The 3,118-nt window shown below is 34.4% G+C and carries 2 protein-coding genes; both read left to right on the plus strand.

All coding sequences use genetic code 11. From position 1 onward, the window contains the following. The first annotated feature begins 317 nt into the window (after positions 1-317). Complete coding sequence (locus G7Y65_RS09230; RefSeq protein WP_042494695.1) at positions 318-632, plus strand: hypothetical protein; 315 nt, start codon at positions 318-320, stop codon at positions 630-632. A 284-nt stretch (positions 633-916) separates the two neighbouring features. Next, the coding region (locus G7Y65_RS09500; RefSeq protein WP_165314846.1) for a leucine-rich repeat domain-containing protein at positions 917-3,118 on the plus strand (2,202 nt) is incomplete at its 3' end.

The following is a 3,118-nucleotide window of genomic DNA, read 5'->3' on the forward strand; positions in this document are numbered from 1 at the left end:
GAATAGATCTTTTCTCTTCACGATGCATCTTCACAATGCTGGCTTTAAAATCATCTTGATATCGTTTCATTGGAATGCTCCTATCTTGTTTTATTAATTATGGCACAACTGTTCAGAAATTTATGTACCAAATACTAGGATAGGAGCAGGATATTATCTTTAATACTATTGTTCCCAATATGCAAAGAATAAAACGTTTCCCAATAAATGGTATTACAGAAAATGATAGATTTGACGAAAAAGTCATGGCTCTGTATTCAACAGTTACAGATGAATTTTTAAATCGTATCTACGAATTCAAATAAAAGGAGAGTACAATGGCAGGTAACGGTTATTTACAAAGAAGAGTATCAGGTGCAGTTAAACCAGAAAAACAATATGAAGAAAAAAGCATTGAACTTACACCTAAACCAATAGAAACTAAACAAAAGCAAAATAATAAAAAAGTATTTGCAAATCAACAAAAATCTATAAAAATTCCACAAGAAACATACGTAGAATTAAATGTGTTAAAGAATATGCAACGACTAAAATTTGATTATGAAGCTATACAATTTATTGTTAGTCAATATTACAATACGTTATCAACCGAAGAAAAGAAACGTTTTAATATTCTCAAAGACAACCTATAACAAATTGGTATAGATTGTGAAAAAACCTAAATCTGACTTTGTGAACTGTCGGAAAAGGGCAGGGGGATCAAAATTCACAAGGGGTATTTCACAACGAGCGAGAGCGGTTGCTATAACGGCTACTTTGGGTAAGACACGTTATGTTAACTCAAATTGGTCTACAGACCTAAATATGAAATTACGATTACCTGGTCCTATGCCACATCGTAAGATTAACATTTTCTAGTCAGTTCTAACAATAAAACAACAACGTATAATATTTGGAGATATCAGGGAGAAAAAAGTTGAAAAAATTACTAATTGTTACCATTTCGATAACATCAGTCATGGTATTAGGAACAAAAACGTCAGTCGTAGATGCTGATATTATTCAAAGTTCCGCTACACAAAACCTAACTACCACTGAAGATTGGCTACCTGATCAACAGCTAAAAGATATTTTAACACGACAACTTGGTACGGAAGTGACACAACAAAATATTCAAACCATCACTTCTCTCAATTTATCATATGAAAATGTCACTAATTTAAAGGGATTAGAGTACGCTACTAATCTGCAGTCTTTAGATTTATCTGGAAGTAATATCTCTGATTTAATGCCACTACAAAATTTACATCAGTTAACAGTCTTAAATCTTAGACTAAATAAAGCAAGTATTCCGCCTGATCTGGCACCTATTGAAAATTTAAAATTACAAAGTTTGAATCTTTTCGCTGATGATTATGGTAACTATGTATCACGAATTATGCCTATCAGAAATATGACAACATTATCGTCTCTGGATTTGGGCCACAATGCATTGAATGATCTGAATATCATTCACAATCTAAAAAATTTGACCTATTTATCGTTATCCAAAAATAATTTACAGAACCTAGATGGATTATCTCAAATTTCCAATATAGAGACATTACAATTGGAATATAATAAACTGTCAAATATTGATCAATTATCTAAAATGAAGCATTTAAAATACCTATCCCTAGGTGATAACAGTGTTTCTGATCTAACGCCATTGAAAAACATTAGCACATTACAGGAACTAACCTTATCCCAAATGTCATTGACAAACACTAATCTAAATAGCCTCAGTAATCTATCGAATTTGACCAAGTTGTCTATTGACTTCAATGATAAAATAACTAGTTTAACAGCTCTTACTAACTTAACTAACCTACAACAGTTAGACTTTAGTAAGACATCAGTATCTGATTTATCTCCTGTATCAAGCTTAAAGAACTTAACAAATTTATCTTTTTCCAACGCGTCTGTGTCGGATATATCTCCTTTACGTTCTTTAAATAACTTGACTACTCTCAATATGCTCAGAAATCATATTTATGACATTAGTCCATTGGCGCAATTGAAAAAATTAGTCACGGTTAATGCTAAATATCAAACTGTTATTCTACCTAATGTTAATTACACTTCACAAGGTGAAGCACTCAGTATTCCATTTTCTGTGGTCGATAACCTAGGTAATGTACTACCACTAACCTATAGTTCTGGCATTAATGCTGATAGCTTTACTCCTGGTGCAATAAAAATATATCATCCTAAAGAGGCTGGTAGTGCTTACTTCTCTTGGGATAACTCTACTTCCAGTAGTACATTTAATAAATTTAATGGTACCGTTGAACAGCCAGTAACTCTATCAAATAATTCTTATGCTAAAGAAAAAGTAACCATTGCTATTCTAAAAGGTGATGGCAGTGGGTACACATCTGTGGCAAGCAATTTTATACAAAAACAAGCTACTATCATAACTGATCCAGTTACAAATAAAAAGTCTCTGGAGATCACAGCTGTTGTGCCCAAAGAGTATGGAGAAAATAGTATTCTCTTTCAATCAGCAAGCAAAACGGAAACATCTGTGGTAGGAAATGCACTACATATTATTAGCACAGTTCCTCTGACTGCACATGACTTGCAGTCTGGAAGCATCCTAGAAACTATCCATGTTAATATTGCTAGCTTATCGTACAACCATATTTACCAAATATATATAGCCATAAATTCTGATCAAAAAAGCACCTCGGACCCTAACAATGAAGACACGCAAAAAAATGCCAAATCAACAGTGACATCATCACAAATTGTTTCTAACCCAATTACGGGTAATGGAACTCCTGGTGACACTATCGTCTTGACTGATAAAGATGGTAATAAGTTAGGTGAAGGTACTGTTGGTGAGGATGGTAAGTATTCAATCACACCTTCTCGTCCTACTACTGAAGGTGAAGCTATCACTGCTACACCAACTGACAAGGATGGTAACACTGGTACTCCTGCTACTGAAAACGTTGAAAAAACTGACACAGGTAACACCGGAGCTACCGGCGATACTGGAGCAACTGACAAGGATGGTAACACTGGTACTCCTGCTACTGAAAACGTTGAAAAAACTGACACAGGTAACACCGGAGCTACCGGCGATACTGGAGTAACTGGCGATACTGGGGCAACTGGCAATACAGGAGCTACA

Source organism: Weissella sagaensis (assembly GCF_010306265.1).
Taxonomy (GTDB): domain Bacteria; phylum Bacillota; class Bacilli; order Lactobacillales; family Lactobacillaceae; genus Weissella; species Weissella sagaensis.

Excerpts from the sequence above, each read along its gene's own strand:
- G7Y65_RS09230 (WP_042494695.1), top strand. The coding sequence starts at position 318 with ATGGCAGGTAACGGTTATTTACAAAGAAGAGTATCAGGTGCAGTTAAA.